At 69.5% G+C, this 26,142-nt stretch carries 23 protein-coding genes and 1 tRNA gene; 22 read left to right on the top strand and 2 right to left on the bottom strand.

The annotated features are described in order from the left end of the window. Nucleotides 1–136 precede the first annotated feature (136 nt). From OG510_RS20595 to OG510_RS20580, 4 genes are all read left to right on the top strand, one after another. Nucleotides 137–1,132 (top strand): aldo/keto reductase, encoded by a 996-nt coding sequence (locus OG510_RS20595; RefSeq protein WP_406138604.1) that lies wholly within the window; start codon nt 137–139, stop codon nt 1,130–1,132. A 140-nt stretch (nt 1,133–1,272) separates the two neighbouring features. Next, entirely contained in the window at nt 1,273–1,728 is a 456-nt protein-coding gene (locus tag OG510_RS20590) for a nuclear transport factor 2 family protein (protein ID WP_406138603.1), read from the top strand. 52 nt (nt 1,729–1,780) lie between these two features. Then, entirely contained in the window at nt 1,781–2,980 is a 1,200-nt protein-coding gene (locus OG510_RS20585; RefSeq protein WP_406138601.1) for a serine hydroxymethyltransferase, read from the top strand. Nucleotides 2,981–3,066: 86 nt separating this feature from the next. Beyond that, a complete protein-coding gene (locus OG510_RS20580; protein WP_406138600.1) occupies nt 3,067–3,666 on the top strand; it encodes a flavin reductase family protein in 600 nt (199 codons plus the stop codon). Between the two features lie 46 nt (nt 3,667–3,712). Here the strand turns inward: OG510_RS20580 and OG510_RS20575 are convergent, their stop codons facing one another. Beyond that, a complete protein-coding gene (locus tag OG510_RS20575) occupies nt 3,713–5,500 on the bottom strand; it encodes a BTAD domain-containing putative transcriptional regulator (protein ID WP_406142466.1) in 1,788 nt (595 codons plus the stop codon). Nucleotides 5,501–6,128: 628 nt separating this feature from the next. Here OG510_RS20575 and OG510_RS20570 point away from each other — a divergent pair. The 18 genes from OG510_RS20570 (at nt 6,129) to OG510_RS20485 (ending at nt 25,929) form a co-directional block, all read left to right on the top strand. Further along, the gene (locus tag OG510_RS20570; protein WP_406138599.1) at nt 6,129–8,693 is read left to right on the top strand and encodes a dCTP deaminase domain-containing protein; all 2,565 of its coding nucleotides are present in this window, start codon (nt 6,129–6,131) and stop codon (nt 8,691–8,693) included. Between the two features lie 2 nt (nt 8,694–8,695). Continuing rightward, entirely contained in the window at nt 8,696–9,913 is a 1,218-nt protein-coding gene (locus OG510_RS20565) for a hypothetical protein (protein WP_406138597.1), read from the top strand. Further along, the gene (locus tag OG510_RS20560; RefSeq protein WP_406138596.1) at nt 9,913–10,713 is read left to right on the top strand and encodes an HAD hydrolase-like protein; all 801 of its coding nucleotides are present in this window, start codon (nt 9,913–9,915) and stop codon (nt 10,711–10,713) included. The genes OG510_RS20565 and OG510_RS20560 overlap by 1 nt, the downstream gene beginning before the upstream one ends. Further along, entirely contained in the window at nt 10,710–12,338 is a 1,629-nt protein-coding gene (locus OG510_RS20555; RefSeq protein WP_406138594.1) for an alkaline phosphatase family protein, read from the top strand. The genes OG510_RS20560 and OG510_RS20555 overlap by 4 nt, the downstream gene beginning before the upstream one ends. Before the next feature lie 36 nt (nt 12,339–12,374). Beyond that, entirely contained in the window at nt 12,375–13,472 is a 1,098-nt protein-coding gene (locus OG510_RS20550; RefSeq protein ID WP_406138593.1) for a DUF6001 family protein, read from the top strand. 11 nt (nt 13,473–13,483) lie between these two features. Further along, on the top strand, nt 13,484–14,053 hold the full coding sequence (locus OG510_RS20545) for a DUF6031 family protein (RefSeq protein WP_343235047.1): 570 nt from the start codon (nt 13,484–13,486) through the stop codon (nt 14,051–14,053). Between the two features lie 68 nt (nt 14,054–14,121). Continuing rightward, nucleotides 14,122–14,559 carry a type II toxin-antitoxin system RatA family toxin gene (locus tag OG510_RS20540; protein ID WP_406138591.1) on the top strand — a complete coding sequence of 146 codons (438 nt, stop codon included), beginning with the start codon at nt 14,122–14,124 and terminating at the stop codon, nt 14,557–14,559. 17 nt (nt 14,560–14,576) lie between these two features. Next, nucleotides 14,577–15,647, top strand: a complete 1,071-nt coding sequence (locus OG510_RS20535) for a hypothetical protein (protein WP_406138590.1) — start codon at nt 14,577–14,579, stop codon at nt 15,645–15,647. Next, complete coding sequence (locus OG510_RS20530) at nt 15,644–16,201, top strand: AAA family ATPase (RefSeq protein ID WP_406138589.1); 558 nt, start codon at nt 15,644–15,646, stop codon at nt 16,199–16,201. The genes OG510_RS20535 and OG510_RS20530 overlap by 4 nt, the downstream gene beginning before the upstream one ends. Then, nucleotides 16,192–16,725: a dCTP deaminase domain-containing protein gene (locus tag OG510_RS20525; protein ID WP_203599405.1), complete on the top strand. Its 534-nt coding sequence runs from the start codon at nt 16,192–16,194 to the stop codon at nt 16,723–16,725. Before OG510_RS20530 ends, OG510_RS20525 begins: the two co-directional genes overlap by 10 nt. Continuing rightward, nucleotides 16,712–18,058 (top strand): cation:proton antiporter, encoded by a 1,347-nt coding sequence (locus tag OG510_RS20520; RefSeq protein WP_406138586.1) that lies wholly within the window; start codon nt 16,712–16,714, stop codon nt 18,056–18,058. The genes OG510_RS20525 and OG510_RS20520 overlap by 14 nt, the downstream gene beginning before the upstream one ends. Before the next feature lie 53 nt (nt 18,059–18,111). After that, nucleotides 18,112–19,800, top strand: coding sequence for a CTP synthase (locus OG510_RS20515; protein WP_406138584.1), 1,689 nt, complete (start codon nt 18,112–18,114; stop codon nt 19,798–19,800). A gap of 34 nt (nt 19,801–19,834) precedes the next feature. Beyond that, nucleotides 19,835–21,091 (top strand): ATP-grasp domain-containing protein, encoded by a 1,257-nt coding sequence (locus OG510_RS20510; RefSeq protein WP_406138583.1) that lies wholly within the window; start codon nt 19,835–19,837, stop codon nt 21,089–21,091. Further along, nucleotides 21,081–22,058: an EamA/RhaT family transporter gene (locus tag OG510_RS20505; RefSeq protein WP_406138582.1), complete on the top strand. Its 978-nt coding sequence runs from the start codon at nt 21,081–21,083 to the stop codon at nt 22,056–22,058. The genes OG510_RS20510 and OG510_RS20505 overlap by 11 nt, the downstream gene beginning before the upstream one ends. Beyond that, nucleotides 22,055–22,867, top strand: a complete 813-nt coding sequence (locus tag OG510_RS20500) for a metallophosphoesterase (RefSeq protein ID WP_406138581.1) — start codon at nt 22,055–22,057, stop codon at nt 22,865–22,867. Before OG510_RS20505 ends, OG510_RS20500 begins: the two co-directional genes overlap by 4 nt. 102 nt (nt 22,868–22,969) lie before the next feature. Further along, complete coding sequence (locus OG510_RS20495) at nt 22,970–23,971, top strand: helix-turn-helix domain-containing protein (RefSeq protein WP_406138580.1); 1,002 nt, start codon at nt 22,970–22,972, stop codon at nt 23,969–23,971. A 196-nt stretch (nt 23,972–24,167) separates the two neighbouring features. Next, complete coding sequence (locus tag OG510_RS20490; RefSeq protein ID WP_406138579.1) at nt 24,168–24,869, top strand: DUF4232 domain-containing protein; 702 nt, start codon at nt 24,168–24,170, stop codon at nt 24,867–24,869. Nucleotides 24,870–25,026: 157 nt separating this feature from the next. Beyond that, nucleotides 25,027–25,929: a phosphotransferase family protein gene (locus OG510_RS20485; protein WP_406138578.1), complete on the top strand. Its 903-nt coding sequence runs from the start codon at nt 25,027–25,029 to the stop codon at nt 25,927–25,929. Between the two features lie 76 nt (nt 25,930–26,005). Here OG510_RS20485 and OG510_RS20480 read toward each other — a convergent pair. Next, nucleotides 26,006–26,079, bottom strand: a tRNA-Thr gene (locus OG510_RS20480). Between the last annotated feature and the right edge of the window lie 63 nt (nt 26,080–26,142).

Below are 26,142 nucleotides of genomic sequence, written 5' to 3'. Positions count from 1 at the left end.
ATACCGTGCTGCCGTCCATACAGCACAGCCAATTCGCCCTGCCGACCGGGGAATTCACCACTCCCCCGTATTAAAGGCCGTATGGATTCAGCCATATGTCCCGATCCCGGCTCACCCGTACACCGGAGGTTCCGTCATGCCCTCGTCCTACGCTCCGCCCCTGCGCGACCTGCGCGGCCTACGGGTCAGCGCCCAGGGGTTCGGCTGCCTGCCGACCACGAGCTTCTACGGCCACCCGGACCCCGGCCGGGCGATCGCCACCATCCGCGCCGCCCTGGACGCGGGCGTCACGCTGGTGGACACCGCCGACGTCCAGGGCCAGGGGGCGGGCGAGGAACTGCTCGGCCGCGCCCTGGCCGGGCGGCGCGACGGCGTCGTGATCGCCAGCAAGTTCGGCATGGTGCGCGCCCCCGACGGCACCTTCGACGGCCTGTGCGGCGAACCCGCCTATGTGCGCGCCGCCTGTGAACGGTCACTGCGCCGCCTGGGCGTGGACCACATCGACCTGTACTACCAGCACTGGATCGACCCCGCGGTGCCCGTCGAGGAGACCGCTGGCGCGGTGGCCGAGCTGATCCAGGCGGGCAAGGTCCGCCACTTCGGGCTCTGCGAGCCCTCGGCGGCCACGCTGCGCCGGGCGGACGCGGAGCACCCGGTGACCGCGGTGCAGAGCGAATGGAGCCTGTGGAGCCGGGACATCGAGGCCGAAGTGGCCCCCGCCTGCCGGTCCCTGGGGGTCGGGATCGTGGCGTACGCCCCGCTGGGCCGCGGCTTCCTGACCGGCGGGATCCGCACCACCGACGACCTCGCCACCGACGACTTCCGCCGCGGCCAGCCCCGGTTCAGCGCCGCCGGCCTGGCGCACAACCAGCTGCTGCTGCGGCGGCTGCGCCCCGTCGCCGACCGGCTCGGCCTCACCCTGGCCCAGCTCGGCCTGGCCTGGCTGCACCACCGGGGGGCCGACGTCGTGCCCATCCCCGGAACCAGTGATCCGGCCCATCTGACGGAGAACCTGGCCGCCTGCGCCGTACGGCTGGAAGCGGACGATCTGGCCGCCGTGGCTCGGGCCGCGGACGTCCCGGTGCACGGAGACCGCTACGCGCCCGCGATGCTCGCCATGACCGGCAACTGAGTGCGCTGCAAGCCGGGCGGCAGAACGACGTCAAGGCAGCGCCAAGCGCGCCCTGCGATCGTGGATCACGGCCGCTCGGACACCCCCCTTCCTCGATGCGGCGCGCTTTCCGGGAATTCCGGCAGTTCTGGAGGTCGTTCATGCCCGCGGCAGTAACCCCTATGACGGACGAGCAGCGGAAAGCTGTCGTCACCGCGTATCTCAAGGCATTCGACAATGGCGGGACCGGCCACGACGGGACCCCCATTCTCGACTACTTCGCCGATGACGCCCAATTCTTCTTCCCCAAGTGGGGACTGGCGCACGGAAAAGCCGAAATAAGCCGGACGTTCGGCGATCTCGGCAGCGCGGTCAAGTCGGTCGAGCACCATTTCGCGGCCTTCAACTGGATCGTCACCGGAACCGACCTGCTCGCGGTCGAGGGAACCACACACGGTGAACACCGGGACGGGCCCTGGCGGGTGGGCGTGCCCGAGTGGGGGGCGGGCCGCTGGTGCGGGGTCTTCGAGGTGCGTGACCTCCTCATCCAGCGCGCCTTCATCTATCTGGACCCCGACTACGCGGGCAAGGACGTCGCCCGCTATCCGTGGCTCTGACGCCGCGCCCGTCCCGACCCCGCCACCCCTTTCCCCCAGCACAGGAGCACTGATGGACGTCCTGGCCGCTCTTCAGCAGAGGCCCAGCCTCAACCTCTTCCCGATCGAGAACCGGCTCTCGCCCAGGGCCGCCGCCGCGCTCGCCACCGACGCGGTCAACCGCTACCCGTACTCGGAGACGCCGGTGGCCGTCTACGGCGACGTCGCGGGCCTCAGCGACGTCTACGACTACTGCGTGGACCTCACCAAGGAGTTCTACGGCGCACGGCACGCCTTCGTGCAGTTCCTCTCCGGACTGCACACCATGCACACCGTGCTCACCGCCGTGACCCCGCGCAGCGGCCGAGTCATGGTGCTGGCGCCCGAGGACGGCGGGCACTACGCCACGGTCACCATCTGCGAGAGCTTCGGCTACCGGGCCGACTACATCCCCTACGACCGCAAGCGCCTGCAGATCGACCACAGCGCACTCGCCGCGCGCATAGCCGAACAGCCCGTCGACGTCATCTACCTGGACGCCTCCACGACCCTGCACCTCCCGGACGCCCGGGCGCTGCGCGCCGCCGCACCCGACGCCCTCATCTGCCTGGACGCCTCGCACCTGCTCGGCCTGCTGCCCGCCGCGCCGCAGACCCTCGTACTCGACGGCGGTTTCGACAGCATCTCCGGCAGTACGCACAAGACACTGCCCGGCCCGCAGAAGGGCCTGTTCGTCACCAACAGCGACACCGTCGCGGAGAAGGTGGCGGCACGCATCCCGTTCACCGCGTCGAGCTCGCACTCGGCGACCGTCGGCAGTCTGGCGATCACCCTCGAAGAGCTGCTGCCGCACCGGGTGGACTACGCGCGCCAGACCATCGCCAACGCCCGCCGGCTGGGCGAGGAACTGGCCCGGCGCGGCTTCGACCTGCCCGGCGAGGACTTCGGCTACACCGATACCCACCAGGTCTGGGTGCATCCTCCCGAGGAGTGCTCTCCGCACGAGTGGGGCCGTGCGCTCACCCGCGCCGACATCCGCACCACCACGGTGGGCCTGCCCAGCAGCGGCCGTTCGGGGCTGCGCCTCGGCTCCCAGGAGCTGACCCGCTGGGGCATGAAGGAGGCCGACATGGCCGCGGTCGCCGAGCTGCTGGCCCGGCTGCTGCTGCGCGGCGACGACACCGGCCGGGTTGCCGCCGATGTCGCCGACCTGGCCCGTGAGTTCCCCGGCGTGGCCTACGCGGGACAGCCCGCCCCGGTCACCGTCACCTGAGGGTCCTCGTACTATGCCCGCACGGGGGCGCGCCGCGTCGCACCGCGGCACGTCCCCGGCCGGTACGACCGGAGGAACTCCCCGAGATGTCGCACTCCATGGAGAACGCCCGCCCGGCGCACGGCAGTCCGGCGCACGGCAGTCCGGCGCACGGCAGTCCGGCGCAGGCCGGTGAGCCGGCGGCGGCCACCGAGCGGTTCCGCCGGGTGGCCGGCCACTACCCGACCGGACTGGTCCTGGTCACCGCCCCCCGCCCGGCCCCGCACCTGCCGCCGCCCGCGATGGTCATGGGAACCTTCACGTCCGTGTCACTGCAGCCGACCCTGGTGGGCTTCCTCCCCTCGAAGTCATCGACCACCTGGCCGCGCATCCGGGCGGCCGGCCGGTTCTGCGTCAATGTGCTCGCCGCCGACCAGGAGCAGCTGTGCCACAGCTTCACCAGCGCCGCGCCCGGCCGCTGGGAGATACCGCACCGGGAGACCGCCACCGGCTCGGCCGCGCTGCGGGACGCCATCGCCTGGTTCGACTGCGAGCTGGCCGGTGAAGTGGACGCGGGCGACCACTGGTTCGTCACCGGCGCCGTCCGCGATCTGGGAGTCCAGCGGTCAGCGCCGCCGCTGGTCTTCCTCCGGGGCGGCTACGGCGCCTGCAGCCCCCGCCCCGGCACAGCCGTGTTCCAGCGGTGAACGAATCTGCCCGGGGCCCCGGGCCGCGTCGGCACGGTCGGCGCGGTCACGGGGCCGGACATGTCACCGGCATGCTCACGCCACTCAGGGTGTACGCGGCCGCCTGGCACGGCACGACCGTTCCCTGCGCCGGGCCGGCGGCCGGCAGGGTCCGGGCGAACCAGCGGACCAGGTCGTGGAAGGAGTAACGGCCCAGTTCGAACTGCTCGACCAGGTGGACGTCCAGCAGATGCTCCAGCGTCTCCTCCGCCCGGCGCGGCTCGGTGCCCAGGAGCGCGGCCGCCGTGGCGACGTCGAGGTCGGCTCCCGTATGCAGACTGAGCAGCCGGAAGTCGGCCTGGCGGTTGGGCGGCATGGCTTCGTACGAGACCCGCAGCACGCTCGCGACACTGCAGTCGCCGGACTCCAGCTCCCCCAGGATGCGCGAGCTGTCCCGCAGCCGTTCGGCCAGAAAACCCAGGGTCCAGTGCGGCCGCTTGCGCAGCCTTGCGCCCGAAATACGCAGGGCCAGCGGCAGGTTGCCGCAGAGCCGCACGAGTTCGGAGGCCGCGTGGGGCTCGGTGGCGACCCGGTCGGCGCCGAGGATCCGGCTCATCAGCTCGGTGCTGTCGTCATCGCCGAGCAGGCCGAGTGACAGCCCCGCCGACCCTTCGAGTTCGGGCAGTCGGACCCTGCTGGTGATGATGACAAGGCTCCCCGGGCAGGTCGGGAGCAGCGGCCTCAGCTGCGCGGCCTCGGCAACGTTGTCAAGAATCAGCAGAAGCCGCCGCCGAGCGGTCGTGGCCCGCCACAGGGCCATACGCCCGACCACGCCGTCGCTCATGGAGTCGGCCGGCACGCCCAGCACCCCCAGCAGCGCGCCCAGCGCGGCCCCCGCGGACAGCGGCTGCTCACCCGAGGTGAAGCCGCGCAGGTCGAGGTAGAGCTGGCCGCCGGTGTAGTCCTCCGCGAGCAGGTGCGCCACATGCACGGCCAGCGCGGTCTTGCCGCTGCCACCCATGCCGTCGATCACCAGGACGCGCGGCCCCGGATGCCCCTCGTTCGCCGGGACGTCCTCGATGAGCCTGCGCACTTCCTCCTTACGGCCGGTGAAGTCCACCAGATCGTGGGGCAGGGTGCACGGGGCCGCTCCGGTCACCGCCGGCGGCCGTTGGGCCGCGGCCACCTCGGCCCGCCGCGGATCCTCGAACTCCAGGGCCCCGCGCAGGATCGCCACATGCAGCTCCGCCAGCCGGAAGCCGGGCTCTATGCCGAGGTCCTCGGCCAGCAGGGTACGCAGCCGGGCGTACTCCTCCACGGCCTCGGCCTGACGCCCCGAGCGGTGGAGCGCCAGCATCAGCTGACCGCGCAGGGACTCCCGGAACGGGTGCGCGGAGATGAACTCACGTAACTCGCTGACCAGTTCTCCTGCCTCACCACGGGCGAGACGCAGGTCGAAGCAGTGCTCGGCCGCGGCGATACGGCGCTCCTCCCAGCCGGCCGCCGCGGCCTCGATGACGTGTCCGCCGGCGTCGGCGAGGATGGATCCGCGCCACAGGTCGAGCCCGGCCCTCAAGTGGGTCACGGCTTCGTCCAGGAGCCCTTCCGCGTGGGCCTCCTGGGCATGGCGGACCCGGGCGTCGAACACCTTCAGATCCACCTGGCCCTCCGCCACCGTCATGCGGTAGCCGGGGGGCTCGGTGGCGATCAGTTCACGTCCTGAGGGGATACGCCGGCGCAGGGCCGCCACGGCCTTGCGGATCTGCTGGAGTGCCGTGAAAGGAGGCTTCTGATCCCAGACCGCCTGAATCAGCCGCGAAACCGGGACCACACGCCCCGCTTTCAGCAACAGCATCACCAGAACACGTTCGTTGACAACGCCGCCGAGTTTCAGGCGCCGCTCCCCATCCCACCCTTCCAATGGCCCGAGGATTCCGAAAAAGACGTCGTCATGACTGGAGTTCGACTGCATTGCCCGTGCTCCAACTAGTGCCGGCCCCGTCGCGGGCTATCTGCCCCTGGGACGTCGGCGCCATGCCACGTATGAGCAGATTTTCTTCGCGCTCGACCGGAGCCGGCGCGCCGGGCGGATAGCGGATTCAACGGTTCCGGAAACGCTCCGGCCGCCGGGACGGCCCTTGCGACCGCCCGGACGACGGCACGCGACCGCTGCCGGGACGGCGCACAGGGCCGCCGATTGGCCGGGCATATCGGTGTTTAGCGCTTCTTGTCCCCCTGGCATCAAGCTGACGTGCAGCATGTTGATCCATGCCTGGCTATGCATTCCCATCCAGCCCCCGGCAGAGTACGGGTAAGTCCACAACCGCTCATAAGCGAACAGTTTCTGAACGATCGGGGTGCCCGCAGAGGGCCGCCCTGTGCTCGGTGGCGCCCGTTCGCGCCCACGCATCCAGCCATCGCGACCCGGTGGTGAGTAAGGAACGACTGGCACATGCCCGTTTCTACGTCACGGAGGCAGGAGTTTGATTCTCACCGGTAACGAGATCGAGCGTGAGTACCGAAATGGTCGCATCACGATTGATCCGTTCATTCCCGAGCAGGTAAATCCGAACAGTTACAACTTCCGGCTGGGGAAGACGCTGCGGGTGTACAAGGACCTGCCCCTCGACGCCCGGCGTGCCAACGAATTCGAAGAACTCACCATCCCCGACGAGGGGTACGTCCTGGAGCCGGGGCGGCTGTATCTCGCCCACACCATCGAGGTGCTCGGCAGCGAGCACTACGCCCCGACGTTCGCGGCCCGGTCGTCCGTGGCGCGCCTCGGGCTCTTCATCAACCTCTCGGCCAGCCTGGGCGACATCGGCTACACCGGCCAGTGGACACTCCAGCTGTACTCGATGAACCGGGTCAGGGTCTACCCGGGGATCAACGTCGGCCAGATGATGTGGTGGCGCCCGCAGGGCAAGGTCCTGCTGTACGACGGCAAGTACCAGGGCTCCGTCGGCCCGCGGTCCAGCGACATCCACGTCGACTTCGAGAAGCAGTTCGCGCGTCAGCGCTTCCCCGGGCTCGGCGCGAGCGGCGACTGGGCCGAGGTGGGGCCGAAATTCGGTCAACTCGCGCAGGTCCACCTCGACTTCCCGGTTCCTCCGGCATTCTGTGTTCCGGCGGCCGAGTTCACGGCCGCGCTGGACGAACGACAGGCGGCGGAGCTGAAGAACGCGTTCACGGATGTCCGGGCGACCGTCGGCGCCTTCTTCACGGAGTCACTGGCCAGGATCACGGACACGGCCCGCGGGATCCGGATCCCCGAAGCGACGCGCTCGCTGCTGCGCACCCGGCTGCAGGACATGTTCACCCTGCCCGGCGACCTCCTTGCCGTCCGCTCGTCGGGACTCGACGAGGACGGTGACAACACCAGCCTGGCCGGCATCCATCACTCCGTCCTCCACGTCGACAGCGCCGACGCCGCGCTGGAGGCCATCGAACGCTGCTGGCAGTCCCACTACGAAGCCCCGGCCGTCGCCGCCCGCGTACGGAGCGGCGACTTCGACGCGATGCCGCGGCTCGCGGTGTTCGTCCAGCGGATGATCAAGCCGGACCTGGCCGGTGTCGCCTTCACAGGACTCGACTCCGGGGCGCACGACACCGGGGCGCACGACACCGGGGCACAGGAATCCGGGGCGCACGAATCCGCGGCGCACCACGTGACACTCGAATACGTCGAAGGGCTCGCGGACGAACTGGTGGCGGGCACCGCCGACCCGGTCTGCGTCGACAGCGCCTCGCTGGAGTCCTCCGGCGCAGCACCCGCCCCCCATCTCGACGCGCTGCGCCAGGTGGTCGCGATGGTGCGCGGCCTCAGGGAGCGCGCCGGTCACGAGATCGACGTGGAGTGGGCCGCCGACCCGGAGGGTGTCCACCTGATCCAGGTACGGCCGGTCACCGCGCGCCGCTCGGGCCCGACCACGGACGACAAGCCGGTCCTGAACGTGCTCCGGCTCTACTTCGACGAACTCACCGACGACTTCGAACTCGGCGCGGTGGCAGCCGTGTACAGCGGTTACGCGGCGAAGCGCGGCCCCGCACACCGGCTCGCGCACGAGAGCGGCGTCACGGTCGGCCGCGGCTGGGTGGTGCGCTTCAACGGCCGGGGTCTGCACGACGACGACTGCGCCGCCTCGTTCGCCGCCCTGCTCGCCGAGGGCCACATCCGCGAATGCGTACTGGACTTCGGCGAGACACTGCGGCAGATCGTGGTTCCCAAGGAGGACGTCGTCGCACGGCTGGCCGGGCTGACCGGCGCGGAGACGGACAGTACGGCGCTCCACAGCGTCGTCGTGCGCGACTTCGTCCGGGGCCGGCTCGGGGTGATCTCCCGCCGTACGGCCGAAGGCGGCCTGGTGGTGGAGTACACCGACGAGGGGCTGATGGCCCTCAACCGGGGCACCGCGGGCGGCGACACACTCCTGGTCGCGGACACCACCCGCCCCAGTACCGCGGAGGGCAACCTCACCGCGGCGGACTCCGCCCGGCCGCTCGTACCCCACCTCGACGGCATGGCGCGCTTCACGCTCGCCATGTACGAGCGCTACGGCGACCTCACCCTGGAGTGGGTCCTCGACCAGGACCAGCTCTTCTTCGTGGACTACTCGCTCCTGGGCGGCGACACCGCGGTGACCGTCTCCCAGGGTGAGGTCTGCATCTCGGGCGGCCACGCCGAGGGACCGCTGCTGCGGCTGGACGACGACGAGCTGCTGCGCAGGCTCTCGATCGGCCCGGCCGTCAGCATCGACAAGTCGCAGGACGTCAGCGAGCACGAGGGGCTCGCCGATATCGCCGACCGGGTAAGGGCGTTCAGCGAGAAGCCCATCATCCACGCCGCCCGCCCCTACGCGGTGCTGTCGGTACTCCTCGACGATGTGGCGGGCTTCGTCTTCGACAAGGGCTCCGCCCTCGGCCACCTCGCCATCCTGCTGCGCGAAGCCCGCATTCCCGCTGTCTCCGCCGCCGATGTCCACGGGACGCGGGCGGTCATCACCGACGGCACCGTCGCCACGACCCATGACGCCCCCAAGGAGCAGTGACCATGACATCAACGGCCGACACAGCGCACACCCGGCGGGCCTGGCTCGTCCTGGGCGGCCTCCATCTGCTCAACGGTTCCCGCGCCCTCGCGAAGGGCGACCCCCTCGTCCTGGCCGAGCTCGCCGAACCGCTGGAAGAGGTGTTCCCGAGCAACACCGTGGTGCTGCGATGGGCGGACCTCGGTGCTGTCTCCCTGAGCGCCGGCCGGTACGGGGAAGGACACACCACCGCCCACGGCAGTGTGCCCGCGGACGAGCTCTTCCCCGGCATGCTGCCGGGGAAGGCACTCTCCGCCCTCCTCGACCCACCGGCCGTGCCCCTCTTCTATCTGTCGCTGTCGGACGGTGAACTCCACGTCCACAGCCAGGTCCGGTTCCTCGCCGAGGACGCCTGCTTCATCCGCACCACCGCCGAGCCGCTGCGTTCCGACGACCCCCTGACGCTCGACTGGCTGCCGGAGGCCGTGCGCCTGCACGCCGGGAACTACCTGTTCCTCAACAACCACCAGCGCTACTACCAGAAGCTCTTCCCCGGCAAGGAACTGGAGTACAAGTACACGCTCGAACCGCCGGTGGACTCCTGGACGCTCATGGTCGAGATGTACCGCGAGCTGCTCGACGGAGTCCTTCCCGGCTACATCCCGGAGTTCCGCGACGAGTTCCAGGCATGGGACTACGCCAACCACCTGTTCGAGATCACCGGGCCCACCGAGGCCGAGCGGGGCTACGCGTCCTTCATCCCCACCACCGACGGCAAGCACCTGCTGAAGCGCAAGTGGTATGTGGAGGACGGATTCGAGCGGCGTGAGACCCACACGTACGGTCTCGACCTCACCGACGACGGCGGCTTCGAGCGGCACATCACCGAGGTGCTGGGCGTCACCGGGGTCCGGCTGCCGTCCTTCCGGCGGGTGCGTTACGACATCAACTTCGAGTCCGTCCGCACGGGCCACGTCTACGGAATCTTCTACGACCACTGCAGCCTGGTCGACGACCCCGGCGTCACCCTCAACCAGTGCGAGCTGGAGTACCTCCGCAGCCGGGTGGCGGTCCCGGCCGCGGAGGCGGACGTACTCGAAGAGATGTCGGCGATCACGACCTGGCTGGAGAGCTTCCTGCGGGCCCGCGGCCTGAACGACGAGGCGGGGTTCTACTCCAAGCGCACCTTCCTCAAGGACACCGTGAAGCTCCGGCCCGACCTGCTGCGGACGGTGGGCTGATGGGCACACCCCTGAGGGGCACGCGGGTCGGGGCGGTCCTCCTGGACATGGAGGGCACCCTGTACGCCAACGGCGCGGCCCTGCCCGGAGCCGTCGACGCGGTCGCGGCACTGCGCGAACTGGGCGTCGGGCTGCGCTTCCTGACCAACACCGACTCCCTCACGGTCGAGCGCGTCCACGGACAGCTCACGGAGTACGGCTTCGCCGTACGGCCCGACGAGGTGTTCTCACCTGTCGTGGCGGCCGGCCGGCTGCTGGAGGACGAGAAGGCGGTGACGTACGGGCTGGTCTCCGCCGATCTGGAGAGCACCCTGCCCACGGTGAGCGCCACCGGTCCTTACACCCATGTGGTGGTGGGAGACTGCCGGGACCGCCTGGACTACGCCCGCCTCGACGACGCGTTCGGCGCCGTCAGGGCCGGGGCGAAACTCCTCGCCCTGCAGAACGGCCGCTACTTCAAACGGCCCGGCAGGGACCACATCGACACCGGTGCGCTGGTGGCCGCGCTGGAGTACGCCACCGGCGAGAGCGCCCAGGTCCTGGGCAAGCCCGCCCCCGCCTTCTTCCAACTGGCCGCCGAATCCATGGGACTCGGCGCCCGGCCCGCCGGTTGCCTGGTCGTCGGCGACGACGCCACGACGGACGTACGCGGCGGCCACGACGCGGGGATGCGCACCGTCCAGGTGCGCACGGGCAAGTGGGCGGACCAGCGGGCGGACGGGCTGACCGGGCACGCCGATCACGAGATCGGCGACATCCGTGAACTGGCCGCGCTCGTCTCGGAGGTGAACAGGGAGTGACGGTCTACTGGGTCGTCTTCGACGCAGCCGCACACTGGGTCGTCGACCGGCTGGAACGTGAGGGCTCCCTGCCCGCGGTGTCCCGGCTGCGCCGCGGCGGCAGGATGACCGCAGCCCGGCCGGCCCGGCCGAACTGTCAGACACCGCCCTCCCTCGCGACCCTGTTCACCGGGACGTGGGCGAGCGAGCACGGGGTGACCGGATACTCGGTACCGGGCGCGGGCCAGGGGATAGGCAGCCATGTCAGCGGCTTCTCACCGGGCTATCCGGCGGTGTCCCCGATCTGGCAGACGGCCGCCGAACGCGACCTCACCAGCGCGTTCGTCCATGTGCCCTGGGTGTTCGGCGGCACCAACCGGGTCGAGCCCGCGGTCGAGGGCGCCATCGAGGCGTACAGCCGCCGAGTGGTACGCCACGACATACTGCGGCTGCCCCTCCCCGCCCAGGACGCGGTCCCCTGGCGCATCGGGCCCTTCACGGTGGAAGTCACCGGACCCGTCGACGGCGGGGGCGTGCACATCAGGACCGGGCACGGACAGGTCACCCTGACCGCACGGGGGCCGTGGCGGCCCCTCGCCCTGGACGACCGGCACGGCACCTGGATGGGCCTGACCGGATCCGGGGACGACATGACGCTGGTGCACACCGGCGTCTGGGAGCCCCGGGTCGACGGCAGCAGCACCGACCTGGTGAAAGCACTTGAGGCATGCCCCCCGTTCGCCGGTGAAGGGGTGGGGCCTCTCTACCGGCGTGGTGTATTCGGCCCCCGGCTCGTGGACGGGGGCGACGGCACGGCGGAAGACGCCTTCCTGGCCTCACTGCGCTGTGTCGCCGATTCCTTCGGGGCCTGTGCGACGGCGGTGCTCGCCAGGCACAGCGCCGATCTCGTCGTCGTCTATCTGCCGCTCACCGACGACATCGGTCACGAGATGCTCGGATGGTGCGACGAGCGCAGCGCGGCCCACCGGCCGGACATGGCCGACGCCGTCTGGGACCGCATCCGGCAGTGCTACGGGTGGGCCGACGACGTTCTCGGCGAGGTCATCGACCGGGCGGGCGACGAGGACACCGTGGTGCTCGGCGCCGACCACGGCATGGTGGGCAGCACCCACCTCGTCCACGTCAACCAGGCCCTGCTGGACGCCGGGCTGACCGTACTGACCGGACACGACGCGATCGACTCCGTACGCTCACGGGCCTTCTACCACCCGGCCAACAACGGCTCCCTGTGGGCGGGCGCACGGAGCGCGTCCGACCGCGACGAGGCCACCGCGCTCCGGCAGGCCATGGACGTGATCGCCGGGATCACCGAACCGGCGACCGGGCAGACCCTGCTCCGGGGTTTCCAGGACAGCCACGGCCGGCGCATTTCGAGGGACGAGGTCACCTGCGGACCTCTCTTCGTCTGTTTCGCGGACGACTACCAGCCCAGCTCGGTGCTGGACCCCGGCGGTGCCGTGGTGTGCGCGACCCCCAAGTCGGGTGCCCACGTGGTGAACACGGGAGACCCCAGACTCCACGCGATTCACGCCGCACTCGGACCGGGCATCCCCGCCGGCTCGGATCCCGGGGTCCTCGACAACACGGCGCCCGCCGCGCTCGTCGCACGGCAGCTGGGCTTCTGACCGCACCGGCTTCATATCCAGGAGGACGCACCGCGCATGCATCCCGATTTCCCGCACCACCTGACCCCGCTCGATCTGGCGGCCCTGCGGCACAGCCGGGTGGAGAAGTTCCTCTCCTCCCGTGGGCTCAGCCCCGACTGGCTCACCGGCATCATGAAGGACCAGGTCGGCGACGGCCTGCTGATGCTGACCAGCTCACCCGTGCACGGGCTGGCCAACGCCACGTCCGACTTCGACTTCATCCGTATCCAGCCCGAGCCGATCGGCGGGCCCCGGATATCGACCAAGATCTTCGAGCAGGGGCACCACCTCGAAGTGGTGTCGTTCAGCGAAGCCGAGGTGACCGCGAACCTGGCGGAGCTGAGGCGTCTGGCCGCCGCACCCTTCAGCACGACCGTCGACGGGTTCCGCTCCTGGGACAAGACCCGGGAGCCGCGCCGTAAGCAGACCGAGCGCATCGTCAACGGCATCACCCTGGACGGCAGCGCCCCCTTCCTCGACGCGCTGCCCTCCCTCAGCACGGTATGGGCCCGCGCGGCCCTGCAGACCGCCGCCGAGCAGACGGCCCACCTGGTGCTCGCCGAGCGGGCGGGCGAGACACGCGGGAGGGTCGGGTACGCCTTCAACGTCCTGCTGCACCTCATGGACGCCCTGCTCTCCCACCACGGCGACGTCTACACCACCCGCAAGTGGTACGTGCTGCGGTGGACCCGGATGGTGCGGGACGGAGACTGGCGCACCCCGGCCGCGCGCCGCGCCGCCGAAACGCTGGAGGGGCTGCGTAAGGACGTCGCCGCCGCACTGTCCCCCGAGGCCGCGGGAGAGCCCCTGGGCCCGGCCTACCAGGCGCTGCTGCGCGATGTGCTGGAGGCCGTCGGCCATCAGGGCCGGATCGCCGTCACCCTGGAACCCGCCCCGGGCGGGCCCGCGCCCTTCCTGCCCGGTGCGTCGATGCTCGTATCGGCCGAGAGCGCCGTACTGCTGCCCGGACGTGACCACACCCGGCAGCTGCCGCTGACCGCTCCCGGCGCCGAACTGCCGGATCTCGCCGGTCTCGCACCCGAGGACGCGGCCGTGGTGCTCCGCGCAGTCCGTGCCGGAGCCGCCCGGCTGACCGTCGTGCCCGAGAGCTGAGGAGAAACCGAGTGACCACCGCACGCCACCCCAGGGCGCACGAACTCGCCCTGAGTCTGCCCGCCTTCCCTTCGGTGACGACAGGGCACGCCATGCCGTCCGCGCAGGGGGTCGCCGCATGGGTCCAAGCGGCCTGGCTGATGCTCGCCGAGGGCCGGGCCTACGTCGAGGACCTGGAAGGCGGCGAGGAACAGCCGCAGATGCAGCAGGCCGTCAAACTCCGCTTCCTGGAACAGCTCCTGGACATCGACCTCCGGCTGGCGGGCCGCGTCCCGGTCGACGACGCCCACTGTCTGGCCGTGGCCCTGGAGTACGGCATGACCGAGGTCCTGGGCGCATCCGGCACCGACCTGGTCGAAGTCTTCGGCCTGGAGGAGGAGTTCGGCGGTGACGAGTGCCAGGTCGGCTCCGTGTACCCGCTGTGGGAGCGGCTGCTCGCCGCGTTCCCCGGGGAGCTTCCCGACCGGCTCGTCGCGGAGGGCCAGCGGGACATGCTGCTCACTCTGCGGACCTGGGCCGAACTGGCCCGCAGGGCAGGGCTCGACATCGGATTCCTCGCCCCGTTCATGAAGGCGGCGTGACCGGCCGCCGCATGACCGGCCGCCGCACGATCCACCGCGGCATGACCCACCAAGGTGAGGAGAAGTAGATGCCCGACGTCACGGTCAGCCGTGTGCTGCCCGACCACAGCGCCGACGAGGTCTGGAACCTCGTCAAGGACAGCAGGGAAATAGGCTCACGGGCCCGGAGCGTCCTGCACGTCCACTCGGTGTCGCACGCGGAGAAGCTGTTCCGGATCACCGACTGGAAGGTACTGCTCAACGGCAGCGCCGTCTCCTGGCGCCAGCGGGAGGCGGCGGGCCCAGGGCACAGCCTCCGGTTCGAGCAGACCGAGGGCGACCTGGAGAGCCTGTCAGGGGTGTGGCAGGTCCGCGCCCTCGGTCCTGACACCACCGAGCTGACCCTCACGATCAGCTTCGAACTCGGCGTGGACGGTCTCGCCCCCCTGCTCGATCCCATCTGGAGCCAGTCCTTCCGCGCACACGCCGACGAACTCGTACGCAGCGTCGACCGCCTGGCCCTGTGAAGGCCGGAAAGGCAGCCATGCTCTACCTCAACTTCCTGCACACCACCATCGAACTCGACGTCGACGCGGCCGCGGAAGCGGCCTTCGGCCGGATCCGCCGGTTCTTCCGGCACCTGCTGGACGACACCCCGCGCAACGAGACGACCTTCCGGGTCGCGGTCGCCCCCTACGACCCCGACAGCGACGTGGACCCGGCCGTCTGGGCCGTACCGGAGTCCGTCGTACGGCTCAGCAGCGCCCGGGAGTTCACGTTCCACGCGCACATCGTGGACGACGCGGACCGCCGGAGCTACACCAACCGGAACATGGTCCTCGACGCTCCTCACGACGCCATGAAGGACCCCGTCTTCCGCACCCGCGTCACCGAGCGGGCGGCCGTGCAGATGATCGACTTCCTCCGGGATCTCGTGATCAGGAACGAGGAGCAGCAGGGCACCGTGGTCCTGCACGCCTCCGGCATCCACGACGGACGGCGCGCCGTCTGCATCGCGGGCCCCAAGGGGGCGGGCAAGACCACCACCATGCTGTCCTGCCTGCGGCGCGACGACTGGTCGTACTTCAGCGGCGACAAGGTCTTCTGCACGTTCGACGCGAGCGGTGTGACCGTTCACCCGTGGCGGGACTACCCCTACGTGGGCGTCGGCACGATCCGGGCCGACAAGCGTCTGGAGCAGCTCGTCCGGGACGGCGTCGACGCCGCGGTGGACACCTACGAACCCGGGCACAAGATCCTCATCGATCCTGATGTCTTCGAGGAGTGGCTCGGCACCCCCTTCGACGCGACCCCCAGGCCGCTCGCCGCGCTGTTCCTGCCCCGCGTCGAGCCGGGCGAACCGCTGCGTGCGCGCCGCCTCGACTCCGACAACGAGCGGTGGGCCCACCTCAACAAGATCATCGACCGCCAGGCCGACACGACGTTCTTCACCTGGCAGTCGTATCTCGTCCCGGACTACACGGAGTTCTACCGGTCGCTGTCGCGGCTGCGCCAAGTGGCCGCGGACCTGCCGATGGTCAGGCTCACCGGAACCCTCGATGTCGATCCGTCCGATGTCCTGAAGAACCTCGACTCCGCGAAGGAGACGGCGTGACCACCACCACGGCCGGTCTGCGTATCTGCGTGACCGGGCTCGCCGGCGCGGGCAAATCGACCTGCGGTTCGCTCATCGAGGAGTGGGCCGCGGCCCGCGGCCTCTCCTTCTCCCGGGTCAAACTGGCCCAGCCGCTGTACGACCTCCAGCGCGCCGTGTACAGCAGAGCGAACGCCCCGCTCGCGGAAGGGGCCCAGGACCAGGTGCTGATGGAGGCGCTGGCCGACGCCATGCGCCGGGCCAATCCGCGCTCCCTCGCGGAGGACTTCCTGGCCCGCCTGGAGAGTGCGCAGGCACAGGTCATCGTGAACGACGACCTGCGGGACCCCCATGTGGACGCTCCGGTCCTGCGGGAACAGGGCTTCCGCGTCGTACGCGTGCGGTGCGACGAGGACACCCGGCAGAAACGGCTGGCCGGCCGCAGCGACCCGTCCCGCACCGACAGGTCCACCAGCGAACTCGACGCCATCACCCCGGACGCCGTGATCACCAACGACGGCGAGCTCTCCGACTACCGCACGGCGATATCCGGCCTGCTGGAGGGATGGCTGTGATACTCAGCGGCCCGGAGATTCTCAGCGAGGTGCGCGCCGGGCGCATCCACATCGACGACTTCGATCCGGAGCGCATCGAGCCCAACAGCTACGGCTTCCGGCTCGCGGAGGACATCCTCTGGTACGAGCAGGACATCATCGACTGCTTCGAACCGCCGAAGGCCCACCAGGTCACGATGGGCTCCGACGGAATGGTCCTGGAGCCCGACCGTCTCTACCTCGGCGGCACCATGGAGGCCATGGGCAGCCCCCACTACGCGGCTGAGCTGTACGCCTGCCTGTCCACCTCCGCCATGGGGATCTGGATCCAGTACTCGGCGCCGCTCGGGCACAGCGGTGCGGTGTTCCCCTGGACACTGGAGATCAAGGTCGCCCATCCTGTCCGGGTGTACCCGGGCATGATGATCGGCAAGCTGGCCTTCTGGGCGATGCAGGGCACCGCCGTGGACTACAACGGCAAGTACACCGGCTCCACTTCGGCCGTCGCGTCCCGGCTGAGTCTGGACGCCCATGTCCCAGGCTGACCTGTTCCATGTCCTGCTCGGCATCGCGCTGCTGCTGGCCGCTGCCCACGGACTGGGGCGGCTGTTCGTACGCCTCCGGCAGCCCGCCGTCGTCGGAGAGATCCTCGGCGGTCTGCTCCTGGGACCCACCGTGCTGGGACAGGCCGCCCCGGGACTGGCCGACTGGCTCTTCCCTTCCACGGGCGCCGGCGCGGTGGGCCGTGACCTCGTGTACCAACTGGGCCTGCTGCTGCTCATGTTCACCGCGGGCGCGCACATGCGGAAGGTCTTCTCGCGCCAGGACAGCAAAGCGGTGGTGCTGACCGCGACCATCGGCATGGTCGTCCCGTTCGCGGTGGGTCTCGCCGGCATGTCCCTGGTGACATCGGACGGGCTGATGGGCCCGGCCGGCAACACCGCGGCGCTGACCATCGTGGTCTCCTGCTCGATCGCGGTGACCAGCATCCCCGTCATCTCGCGGATCCTGCTCGACCTCGGGATCATGCGCAGCGCCCTCGCCCGCGTGGTGCTGTCCGTCGCGGTGCTGGAGGACATCGTGCTGAACGTCCTGCTGTCGATCGCCCTCGGCATGGTCGCCGGCAGCTCGCACTCCGTCTTCGGACTCGCCAGGACGGTGCACGCGGGGTCGGGGACCGGGGCTGCCGTGTACTACGCGGCGGCCTCCATAGGCTTCTTCCTCTTGGCCCTGCTGGCGGCGTTCCTGCTCAGAAGACTGCCGAACGGCCGTGCGTGGCGGCGGCCGTGGGACTCGGTGGCGATGCGGACCACGGTCGTACTGGGCACATCGGCGCTCTGCCTCGTCCTCGGGGTCGCTCCGATGTTCGGCGCGTTCGTGGTCGGTCTGCTCACCGGCACCACCACCGGCCGCGCCGGGACCGGCGCCGCGAGCCCCACCCGTACGGTGCAGGACTTCGCCGCGGGCTTCTTCATCCCGGTGTACTTCGCCGTCGTCGGACTGAAGCTGGACCTGATCCACTCGTTCAGCATCGGTTTCACGCTGGTCTTCCTCGCCGTCGCCTGCGTCGCGAAGGCCAGCAGTGTGTACGCCGGAGCGCGGTTCGCCGGCCGGCCGGGAGCGGAGTCCCTCGACCTGGCCGTCGCGCTGAACGCGAGAGGGGGCCCGGGCATCGTCATGGCGACCACCGCCTACGACGTGGGCATCGTCAGCGCATCGCTGTTCACCACACTGATCGTCACCGCGGTCCTCACCTCGCAGCTGGCCGGCTGGTGGCTGGAACGCGCGGTCCGGGGCGGCCGGGTGAGCCCGGCCCCCGATACTCGGGTGGACGACCGCGCCGCGACCCGCTCACCGTCCCCGGCGGGGACCTCATGACCGGATCCCCCGCATCGCAACCGAACCGGCGTCAGGGAGAGGAGACCCGCCACATGCCGCAGCGCGCCGCCAAGAAGGCAGTGGTCAAGCACATCTTCGTCATCGGGGGTGTCGCTTCTTCCCTGGGCAAGGGTCTGACCGCGTCCAGTCTTGGTGCGCTGCTCAAGGCCCGCGGCCTGCGGGTCACGATGCAGAAGCTCGACCCGTATCTGAATGTCGACCCGGGCACGATGAACCCGTTCCAGCACGGTGAGGTGTTCGTCACGAACGACGGCGCCGAGACCGACCTGGACATCGGGCACTACGAGCGTTTCCTCGACGTGGACCTCGATGGTTCGGCCAACGTCACGACGGGGCAGGTGTACTCGACGGTCATCGCCAAGGAGCGGCGTGGTGAGTATCTCGGTGACACGGTGCAGGTCATTCCGCACATCACCAATGAGATCAAGCACCGGATCCGGCGGATGGCGACGGACGATGTCGATGTGGTGATCACGGAGGTCGGCGGGACGGTCGGTGACATCGAGTCGCTGCCGTTCCTGGAGACGGTGCGCCAGGTGCGTCATGAGGTGGGCCGGGACAATGTGTTCGTGGTGCACATCTCGCTGCTGCCCTACATCGGCCCTTCGGGCGAGCTGAAGACCAAGCCCACCCAGCACTCGGTGGCCGCGCTGCGGAACATCGGGATCCAGCCGGACGCGATCGTGCTGCGCGCCGACCGTGAGGTGCCGACGGCCATCAAGCGCAAGATCTCGCTGATGTGCGATGTCGACGAGGACGCGGTGGTGGCCTGCGTCGACGCCAAGTCGATCTATGACATTCCGAAGGTGCTGCACACCGAGGGCCTCGACGCGTATGTGGTGCGCAAGCTGGATCTGCCGTTCCGTGATGTGGAGTGGTCGACCTGGGACGATCTGCTGGACCGGGTCCACAACCCCGACCACGAGGTCACCGTGGCCCTGGTGGGGAAGTACATCGATCTGCCGGACGCGTATCTGTCGGTGACCGAGGCGATCCGGGCGGGTGGGTTCGCCAACCGGGCGCGGGTCAAGGTCAAGTGGGTCACGTCCGACGACTGCCGCACGCAGGCGGGTGCGAAGAAGCAGCTCGGGGACGTCGACGCGGTCTGCATCCCGGGCGGGTTCGGTGAGCGCGGGGTCGACGGCAAGGTCGGTGCCATCCAGTACGCCCGCGAGAACCGGATCCCGCTGCTCGGCCTCTGCCTGGGCCTGCAGTGCATCGTCATCGAAGCCGCGCGGAATGTCGCGGGTATCCCGGATGCCAATTCCACGGAGTTCGACGCGGGTACCGCGCATCCGGTGATCTCCACGATGGAGGAGCAGCTGGCGTACGTCGAGGGTGCTGGTGACCTGGGCGGCACGATGCGTCTGGGCTTGTATCCGGCGAAGCTGGCGGAGGGTTCGCTGGTGCGTGAGGCGTACGAGGACCAGCCGTACGTCGAGGAGCGTCACCGCCACCGTTACGAGGTCAACAACTCCTACCGGGCCGAGCTGGAGACCAAGGCCGCACTGGTGTTCTCCGGAACCAGCCCCGACAACAAGCTCGTCGAGTACGTCGAGTACCCCCGCGAGGTCCACCCCTATCTGGTGGCCACCCAGGCCCACCCGGAACTGCGCTCCCGGCCCACCCGGCCGCACCCGCTCTTCGCGGGCCTGGTCAAAGCCGCCGTCGAGCGCAGAACGGCAGTATCCACAAGCACCCGAGAGTTCATCGCGCCGTGAGGCCCGAATTACTCAGCTACCGAAAGGAGCCGCAATGAGCCCCGCCTCACCCCGCCCGGTCGTGGCCATCGTGGACGGTTACTCCACGGGCAGCCACCTGGCCCCGCTCTTCGCCGACCGGGGGTACGACTGCGTCCATGTGCAGAGCACCCCCAGACTGCCGGAGCTCTACACCTCCACGTACCGGCCAGGCGATTTCACCCATGAGGTCGTCCACGCGGGCGACGCGCGGGCGACGGCATCGGCGCTGCGGGCGTACGCGCCGACGGCCGTGCTGCCGGGCGCCGAATCAGGCGTGGAACTCGCCGACCAGATCTCCGAATCCCTCGGGCTACTCACCAATGGGACGGCCCTCACCGAGGCCCGCCGGAACAAGTTCCGCATGATCGAGACGGTCAAGGCGGCGGGACTGCCCGCAGCGGACCAAGTGCTCGCGACCGACCTCGAAACCCTTCTCACCTGGTACGGCGACGTGCCGCGCACCGTGGTGCTCAAACCGGTCAACAGCGCGCTCAACGACGGCGTTTCCTTCTGCACCTCCCGTGCGGAGGTCATCGACGCGTTCACCGCGCTCCTCGGCACCGACTCGGCGTTCGGCCTGAACAACCGTGCCGTCGTGGCCCAGGAGTACCTGGTCGGCGCCGAGTACTACGTGAACTCGGTCAGCCGGGACGGCAAGCACTATGTGTGCGACGTCTGGAAGACCCAGCATCTGCAGGTCAACGGGGTCCGCGATCTGCTCGGCGGCTCGCAGCTGATGACGCGCCGCGGCCCAGAGCAGGACGTGCTGGTCGCCTACGCCTTCGGCGTGCTGGACGCGCTCGGCATACGCAACGGTCCCGCGCACACCGAGCTGAAACTGACGCCTCAGGGGCCGCGCCTGGTCGAGACCGGGGCGCGGGTCTGCGGCGCCCAGCTCCCGCTGCTCACCCGCGCGGCGCTCGGCAGCAGCCAGCTGGAGTGGACGGTCCTCGCCTACACCGACGCGGACGCCTTCCACGCCCGCGCCGAGCAGGACTACGTCGTGGATCAGCACGCCATCTGCGTGAACATGATCGCCCCCAAGGAGGGCAAGCTCAGCGGCCTGCCGCGGATGGACGAGGTCCGCGCGCTGGAGAGCTTCCACGACGTCCTGCTGAAGGTCGCTCCCGGCGGGCTGATCAAACAGACCAGGAACGACCTGACCTATCCGATGCTGGTGCATCTGCTGCACCCCTCCGAAGGTGTCACCGTCAGGGACTACATGACGGCCCGTTACCTCGACGGGGAGGGCTTCTACGATGTCGATTAGGCGCAACGCCTCCGTCGTGGGGCCCCTGTTCGTCACCGGCTACTGCATCATCAACTCGACCAAGTCGGTCCTCGAAGGCGCGCTCGTCCAGGACCTGTCACCGGAGTTCATCGCCCTCAACTCCTTCGTCCTGGCCCAGCTCTTCTACTTCCTGACGCTGCGGGACAAGAAGGCGCTCTTCCGTGATGTGCGCCGCTGTCTGCCTGACGTCATCATGCTGAACATCATGACGGCGATCTGCTGGATCGCCGTGCTCTACGCGTTCACGGTGTTCGAACCCGCCATGGCGAACGCCATCATCATCGGCCTGGGCCCGACCGTGACCATCCTGCTGGGGTTCAAGCTGCGTCCCGGAGTCCGGGCCTACCGGCTGGAGATCGCCGCCGCGGCCGGGATGCTGGCGGTGATGGCCTATCTCCTCGTCGAGGCGCTCGACGGCTCCAGCGCGATCGGGAGCGTATCGACCGGGAGCATCATTTTCGGTGTGTGCATGTGCGTGGCCACTTCCGTCTCGCTGGCGGGCATCACGTACTACACCAAGCGGCTCAGCGACCAGGGGATGGTCGTACGGCAGATGATGGCCTCCCGGTTCCCCGTCCTGATCGTCTCGACGTTCGCGCTCATGCTCTTCAGGTCCAGCTTCGGCACCTACACACTTGCCGACACCGGCGCGATTCTGGCGATCAGCATCGTCGGGGTCATCATTTCGCTCTACCTTCTCCAACAGGGCATCGTCCGCACCGAGCCGATCACCGTCTCCATGCTGTACGGCATGAACCTGGTGATCACCTATCTCACGCAGTTCCTCGACCCGCGGCTGCACCAGTCGTTGAGCACTTTCGTCGGTATCGCGCTGATCACGATGGCCATGGTGCTCGGCACTCTGACGCGCTGGCGTGCCGACCGTAAGAAGGAAGCGGCCGCCGCTCCGGTGGCCCAGCCCGAGACCGAGGGCATCGAGGCATGACACTGATCGCCCACCTCAGTGATCTGCACGCGGGCGCCGGCGCGGACAGCGGCGAGCGTATCGCCGCTGCCGTGGCGACGGTCGCGGCGACGCCGGGGACGCTCGACGCCGTACTGATCACAGGTGATCTCGCCGATCACGGAGCCCCGGAGGAGTACCGGCAGGTCGCGACGGCGCTCGCCCCGCTGCGGGAGCGCTGCCCGGTGCTCGTGTGTCCCGGGAACCACGACAGCCGGGAGGAGTTCCGGAGATGGTTCCCGGATCACGGCGACGGCCCGCACCGCACGCCCGGCACGCCCGGCGCGCAGGGCAGCAGTGGCCCTCTGAACCGGTCGGTCCTCCTGGATACGAACGGCCCGCGTCTCCTGCTGTGCGACTCGTCCGTACCGGGAGCCGCACACGGAGTTCTCGACGAGGAGACCCTCGGCTGGCTCGACACCCAGCTGACCGCCGCCCCGGACGTGCCGGCCTTCATCGCCTTCCACCACCCGCCGGTTCCGCTGGGCATGCCGTACATCGATTCCATCGGCCTGCGGGACCCGGAGGCCCTGGCGACGCTCATCGAGCGGCATCCCTCGGTGAGGGCGGTATGGACCGGCCATGCCCACACGGCCGCCTTCGCCACCTTCGCCGGTGTCCCGCTGCTGAGTGCCCCCGGCATCGTGTCGACCGGACTGATCACCGCGGAGCAGCATGCGGATGCCACCGGATGGAAGAGCACCACCATGCGGCCTCAGTACTTCCTCCATCTCTTCGAACACGGGCGGCTCGTCACGCACGTCCGCAATGCGGAGGAAACAAGGTTGTAATCGGCCGGCCTGCTCACAAATGACTGAAAGCTCTCTATTCGCCGCCCATGGGCGGCTATTCTGCGCGGCACCCCGGTATGAGCCAATACATTGGAGGTTGTCTTGGACACGGAGACAGTCAGCCGCGACGTACTGATCGACGTGTACAGCCATGTGCTGAATCACGCGCCGAATCAGGAGATGGAGCACAGCGTCGTCTCGGCGAGGCTCGCCGAGGAGCTCTCACTGTCCCGCCCGGCGGCCGAAGCCGCGGTCGAGTATCTGCTGACCAGGGGATTACTGCGCGTCCTTTCGGGCGGACGGCTCATCGCCGTCCCGCCGGACGAGGCGGCATCCGAGGTCCTCATCCCCCTGGAACGGGAGATACGGACGCGGCGGGCCCGTATGGACCGGACCCGCCGCGACCTCATGTCCTTCATGCCCGTCTTCGAGGCGAGCGTCTCCCCCCAGCAGCCCCGCAACCAGTTCCAGCTCATCCATAACCGCACCGACGTGCATTCGGTCATCGCCGACCTGACCGGTCACTGCAAGGAGGAGATCCTCACGGCGCAGCCCGGAGGGGGCCGCGAGGAGAGCGTTCTCGCCGAGGCGGTGCCCCGGGACGAGGACGCCCTGAAGCGGGGCGTCCGGATGAAGGTCCTGTACCAGCACGCCGCCAGGCTGAGCCTGGGCACCAGTGCCTACGTCGAGCGCATCAGCCGGCTCGGAGCCCATGTACGCACGCTGGACGACCGTTTCACCCGCATGCTGGTCTTCGACCGGAAAGCGGCGGTGATCCCGGTCCCGGACAACCCGCACGCCGCGGCCCTCATCCAGCAACCGCACGTGGTGGCGCTGCTGGTGGAGGTCCATGAGCGGCTGTGGCTGGCCGCCGAGCCGTTCACGGTGGGCACCTCGCGGCAGCCCGACATCACCGAGGGCCTGCGGCAGACGATCATCCGGCTGCTGATCGAGGGCATGACCGACGCCTCCGTCGCCACCCGCCTCGGCATCTCCGTACGCACCTGCCGCCGCCACGTCGCCGAGATCATGGCCGAAGTGGGCGCCCAGAGCCGCCTCCAGGCGGGCTATCTGCTGGCTGCCCAGGAGCGTACGAGAGCCTGACGCGTCACCGGTGGTGGACTCGTACGCGAAGACGGACACCCGGGCGCGGCGAGGACCGGCGCCGGGGCCCCTGCCGTCGTCCGTGGGGGCAACACGCCTGTGACAGAACGAGGACGTCGCGGAGGACGGGCTGTAACCCGGTGCGGGATAGAAATACTTCAGTCCGCACGCACCGCGCCCGCTCTGGGGGAACACCGTGAAGTACACCCGCATAACCGCTCTCGCCGCCGTCAGCCTCGCCGCCACCCTCTCGCTCACCGCCTGCGACAACGGCTCCGGGCAGGACTCGTCGTCCAAGGGCTCCTCGTCCGCGGCTGCCTCGTCATCGGACGGCAGCTCGAAGGCGGAGGGCGGCTCATCGGAGAGCGGCTCGGGCTCGGACTCCTCCTCTTCGTCCTCGGCCGGCAGCACGGCGTCGAAGGGTTCCTCGGGCTCCGGTGCGAACACGGAGTCCCGCGCCGGCGCCGCGAACGGCGGGACGGCGAGCAGCGGCAAGCTCCCGATCTGCAAGACGGCGGACCTGGCCATCGACGCCGCGGACGCCTCGCCCGACGGCAAGGCCGGCATCATCGACATCACCATGGTCAACCGGGGTTCGACCACCTGCTCGGCGAGCGGCTACGCGGGCGTCGACATCACGGACGCCGACCACACGTCGGAGCCCATCACCCGCGGCAAGGCCGTACCGCGTATCACCAACCTGAAGCCCGGCGACGCCGCCGTCTTCAACCTCTCCTACACCATCGACCCCACCGGCAAGAGCTACACGCACCCGACCAAGCTCGAGGTGACGCCCCCGAACGAGACCCACACCGTGAGCGTGAAGTGGCCGGCCGGCGCAGGGCAGGTCAAGGGCTCCTACGTCGGCGTCGAGGTCTACCCCACACACAACAAGTAGAGCCGGTACAAGCGGCCGGGGCTCCGCCCCGGGAGACGGCCAAAAGGCTTTGCGCGGGCCGCCGTCCGACTGCTGGGGTGGCACGGTGACCCAACACGAAGACGCGGTGCCCCCTCACCATGACGCGGCAACTGTCCGGCCGTTGACACGGGCCTGGGTGAGCCGGCACCTGGAGGCCGGTGAGCGGATCGTCGGAACCGTGGCGCTGCACGGCGGCATCACCGCCGAAATGCGGAGGCTGACCATCGGCGGACGGGACGGAGGCACCCGCGACCTGGTGCTGCGGACCTTCGTCGACGTGGAGCAGGCCGAGGACTGGCTGAACAGGGAAGCGGGCACCCTGACTCTGCTCACGGGGACCGGCGTGCGGGCTCCAGGACTCATCGCGGCCGACCCGACCGCCGCGCAGTGCGAGTACCCGTCGCTCCTGATGACCCACCTGCCGGGCAGCCCGGTCATCGCCGACGAGGGACTGGAGAAGCGCGTCCCGCTGCTGGCCGGCCAACTGATGGCGATCCACGCACTGCGCCCCGCGGAACGGCCGGGAAAATACCTGACGTTGACGACCCCCGACACCGTCGTGACTCCGAAGGACGCCGACGCGACGGCCTGGGCGGCGGCGATCGGCATGATCCGCAATCCCGCCCCGCCCTACGAAGGACGGTTCCTGCACCGGGACTTCCAACCGGGCAACGTACTGTTCGACGCACCGCCCCCGAGCCCGGAGACCCCCCGGATCACCGGCGTCATCGACTGGGTACAGACCTCCTGGGGCCCGGCCGACCTCGATGTCGCGCACTGCTCCACCAGCCTCGCGCTGCTGCACGGCCCGGCATGGGGCCTGCGATTCGCCGAAGCGTACGAGAAGGCCGGCGGGTCACTGGCAGCGGCCACGGACGAGCGCCGGTACTGGCTGGTACGGGACGCGCTGGCGGCCTCCGAGGAAGTACAGGAGGTATCGCAGCCATGGCGGGAGGCGGGCAGGACAGAGCTGACACCCCGGGCCGTGGAGAAGCGCCTTGACACCTACCTCACCACCCTGATGGACACCCTGCGCTGAGCCCTGAGGCTCCGGGCGGGGCACCCCAGACATGAAAAACCCCAGGTCACGCCCTATGCGACCTGGGGTTTCCTCGAGCCCCCTATCGGATTCGAACCGATGACCTACGCATTACAAGTGCGTTGCTCTGGCCAGCTGAGCTAAGGAGGCGCGTCGGAGCATTCTAACCGCAGCGCGAGGGTGGTCACGCCGGAAATTTGCCGGGTCCGGAAC

This window comes from Streptomyces sp. NBC_01089 (assembly GCF_045162975.1).
Lineage (GTDB): Bacteria > Actinomycetota > Actinomycetes > Streptomycetales > Streptomycetaceae > Streptomyces.
This window is presented reverse-complemented; position numbering and strand designations above follow the sequence as displayed.

Coding starts and splice junctions, on each gene's coding strand:
- OG510_RS20560 (WP_406138596.1), top strand. CDS start 9,913: ATGGGCACACCCCTGAGGGGCACGCGGGTCGGGGCGGTCCTCCTGGAC.
- OG510_RS20535 (WP_406138590.1), top strand. CDS start 14,577: ATGCTCTACCTCAACTTCCTGCACACCACCATCGAACTCGACGTCGAC.
- OG510_RS20565 (WP_406138597.1), top strand. CDS start 8,696: ATGACATCAACGGCCGACACAGCGCACACCCGGCGGGCCTGGCTCGTC.
- OG510_RS20590 (WP_406138603.1), top strand. CDS start 1,273: ATGCCCGCGGCAGTAACCCCTATGACGGACGAGCAGCGGAAAGCTGTC.
- OG510_RS20585 (WP_406138601.1), top strand. CDS start 1,781: ATGGACGTCCTGGCCGCTCTTCAGCAGAGGCCCAGCCTCAACCTCTTC.
- OG510_RS20515 (WP_406138584.1), top strand. CDS start 18,112: ATGCCGCAGCGCGCCGCCAAGAAGGCAGTGGTCAAGCACATCTTCGTC.
- OG510_RS20540 (WP_406138591.1), top strand. CDS start 14,122: ATGCCCGACGTCACGGTCAGCCGTGTGCTGCCCGACCACAGCGCCGAC.
- OG510_RS20505 (WP_406138582.1), top strand. CDS start 21,081: ATGTCGATTAGGCGCAACGCCTCCGTCGTGGGGCCCCTGTTCGTCACC.
- OG510_RS20580 (WP_406138600.1), top strand. CDS start 3,067: ATGTCGCACTCCATGGAGAACGCCCGCCCGGCGCACGGCAGTCCGGCG.
- OG510_RS20510 (WP_406138583.1), top strand. CDS start 19,835: ATGAGCCCCGCCTCACCCCGCCCGGTCGTGGCCATCGTGGACGGTTAC.
- OG510_RS20525 (WP_203599405.1), top strand. CDS start 16,192: ATGGCTGTGATACTCAGCGGCCCGGAGATTCTCAGCGAGGTGCGCGCC.
- OG510_RS20595 (WP_406138604.1), top strand. CDS start 137: ATGCCCTCGTCCTACGCTCCGCCCCTGCGCGACCTGCGCGGCCTACGG.
- OG510_RS20500 (WP_406138581.1), top strand. CDS start 22,055: ATGACACTGATCGCCCACCTCAGTGATCTGCACGCGGGCGCCGGCGCG.
- OG510_RS20550 (WP_406138593.1), top strand. CDS start 12,375: ATGCATCCCGATTTCCCGCACCACCTGACCCCGCTCGATCTGGCGGCC.
- OG510_RS20575 (WP_406142466.1), bottom strand. CDS start 5,500: ATGCTGTTGCTGAAAGCGGGGCGTGTGGTCCCGGTTTCGCGGCTGATT.
- OG510_RS20520 (WP_406138586.1), top strand. CDS start 16,712: ATGTCCCAGGCTGACCTGTTCCATGTCCTGCTCGGCATCGCGCTGCTG.